The 2,570-nt window shown below is 72.5% G+C and carries 2 protein-coding genes and 1 pseudogene; 2 read left to right on the forward strand and 1 reads right to left on the reverse strand.

All coding sequences use genetic code 11. The annotated features are described in order from the left end of the window. Nucleotides 1-99: 99 nt before the first annotated feature. Nucleotides 100-1,185, reverse strand: a complete 1,086-nt coding sequence (locus C1I97_RS35155) for an ATP-grasp domain-containing protein (protein ID WP_111007014.1) — start codon at nucleotides 1,183-1,185, stop codon at nucleotides 100-102. Between the two features lie 283 nt (nucleotides 1,186-1,468). On the opposite strand from C1I97_RS35155, the gene C1I97_RS35160 reads away from it, so the two are divergent. Continuing rightward, nucleotides 1,469-2,329 carry a metallophosphoesterase family protein gene (locus C1I97_RS35160; protein WP_111007015.1) on the forward strand — a complete coding sequence of 287 codons (861 nt, stop codon included), beginning with the start codon at nucleotides 1,469-1,471 and terminating at the stop codon, nucleotides 2,327-2,329. Further along, a pseudogene (locus tag C1I97_RS35165) lies at nucleotides 2,326-2,570 on the forward strand (4'-phosphopantetheinyl transferase); the annotation flags it as partial. The gene C1I97_RS35160 and the pseudogene C1I97_RS35165, both read left to right, overlap by 4 nt.

Genomic DNA, 2,570 nt, shown 5'->3' on the forward strand with positions numbered 1-2,570 from the left:
CCCCCGTGGTTCCCCCGTGGCCCCCACACTTGAGAGTCGATGCTCCGGGCCCTGATACACCCCGGGCGGAAAAAAACTCTCAGAAAAAATCCGGGGTCTTCAACGCGATGTCGCCCCCGCCTTCGCGTGGGGCAGGGCCTCGGTCCGCTGCCGGGGAAGCGACACCGGCCGTAGCGCACGGGGCGCGGACACCACGGTGTAGTCCTGTCCGAGGAAGGGCGGCGTCACCTCGCCCGGGTCCTCGCCGAGCGCCAGCAGCACCGCCGCCCAGGGCGCGTTGATCCCGCACAGCGACAGCTGGTGCAGGCCGCCCGCCGGGCGCGTGTTGACGTCCAGCAGCACCGGGCGGTCGCCGTACATGCGGAACTGGATGTTGGACAGGTGGTGCAGTCCGAAGCCCTCCGCGATCCGCCGGGCCGGCTCCAGCCACTGCTCGTGCAGCGTGAAACCGCGGCGGCGGCCGCTCTTCGTACGACCCACGGCCAACCGGATCCGGTTGTCCGGCCCGGTCAGACAGTCGACCGACACCTCCGGCCGCTCCAGGCGCGGCATCACCAGCCAGTCGACCGGCTCCTCCGCCTGCTCCAGCGCCCGCAGGACCAGATCCAGTGGGACCCGAGGGCCCGGGAATCCGCTCAGATGCGTGAGCGAGAAGGGCGCGCGGGTGATGACGCGGAAGCCCACCCCGCCCGCACCGGACGCCGGCTTGAAACAGACCAGGTGCCCTGCCGTCTCCAACTCCTCCACAGCGGAAAGGAGTTCACCGGCCGTGCGCACCCGCCACCACGGCGGTACCGGCACGCCGATCGACCGGACCGCCTCGTACGCCGTCGCCTTGTCCGCGAAGACGGCCACCGCCTCGGGCGTCGGCGCGAGCAGCGCGGTGCCGAGCGCCGCGAAGTCGGCACGGTGCGCCACGATCTCGGCCTGATGCAGCCGGGGCACGAACACGTCGATGCCGCGCCGCGCGCACTGGTCGAGCGCGTACTCGACGTACGCGGCCGGAAACAGCCCCTCGGGCTCCAGCTCGGCGGTGTCGGCGGCGGCCAGGACGGGGGAGTCGGGGTCGCCGTGCGTGGCATGGATCTCGACGGCCCGGTGGCCGGGATTCCTCCGCAGCTGATCCATGAAGAACACGTTCTCCGCGTACGTGCGGTTGAGCCAGACGCGTACGCGAGGAAGCATGCAGGCCGCCTTTCGGGGTCGCGGGCAGGGCGGAGCCGGCCGAGCCCGGCCAAGGGGGAGGGAGGGACACCAAGCCGCTCTGCGTGAAAGGGAGTTCCGGCGGCGGTGTTGGGGCGATCATACGACCTTCTTCGGCCAGGGAACGCCACGCGGATGTCCCGGCTCGGCCCATCCCGTACCCACGCCCGGACCCCGGCCGACGCGGGTCGCCCTTGTCCCGTCACCGCCCGGTGTGTTCTTGTGGTGCCCGTCGTGTGGGCGACCGGGGACGAGGGGGCGCGAGGTGACGGGGAAGGCCGACGGTACCGGGCAGCTGCTGGCCGTCAGTGACCTGCACATCGGCTACAGCGAGAACCGCGCCCTGGTCGAGCGGATGGCACCCGCGACGGACGACGACTGGCTGCTCGTGGCCGGGGACGTCGCCGAGACCGTCGCCGACATCCGCTGGGCCCTGAAGACCCTGACGAGCAGCTTCCGCAAGGTGATCTGGGCCCCCGGCAACCACGAGCTGTGGACCCACCCGCGTGACGCCGTCACCCTGCGCGGCGTCGCCCGCTACGAGCACTTGGTCGAGCTGTGCCGCGAACTGGGCGTGACGACGCCCGAGGATCCCTACCCGGTCTGGGACGGACCGGGCGGACCGGTGGCCGTGGCGCCGCTGTTCCTGCTGTACGACTACTCCTTCCTGCCGGCCGGCTGCGCGACCAAGGACGAGGGACTGGCCTACGCGCACGGCACCGGCGTCGTCTGCAGCGACGAGTACCTGCTGCACCCCGACCCGTACCCGAGCCGCGAGGCCTGGTGCGCGGCCCGGGTCGCCGAGACCGAGCGCCGGCTCACCGCACTCCCCGCCGGCCTGCCGACCGTGCTCGTCAACCACTACCCGCTCCACCGGCACCCGACGGACGTCCTGTGGTACCCCGAGTTCGCCATGTGGTGCGGGACCCGGCGCACCGCCGACTGGCACCGCCGCTTCCGCGTGACCGCCATGGTCTATGGCCACCTGCACATCCCGCGGACCACCTGGCACGAGGGCGTCCGCTTCGAGGAGGTGTCCGTGGGATATCCCCGCGAGTGGCGCAGGCGCCCGGAACCGCCGGGCAGGCTGCGCCGCATACTCCCCCCGGAGGTCCAGGCCCGATGATCGAGGAACTGCTCCCGGACTCGGTGGTGGCCGTGGAGGCGTACGGCGACGACGGGACCGACCATGCCCCGCTGTACCCCGAGGAGCGGGTGGTGGTGGCTCGGGCGGTCGACAAGCGCCGGCGCGAGTTCGCCGGTGTGCGCGCCTGCGCCCGCCGCGCCATGGAGAAGCTCGGCGTGGAGCCGCAGCCCGTCCTGCCCGGTGAGCGGGGGGCCCCGCGCTGGCCGGACGGCCTGGCCGG

The organism is Streptomyces sp. NTH33 (genome assembly GCF_003236365.1).
In the GTDB taxonomy this organism is placed as follows: domain Bacteria; phylum Actinomycetota; class Actinomycetes; order Streptomycetales; family Streptomycetaceae; genus Streptomyces.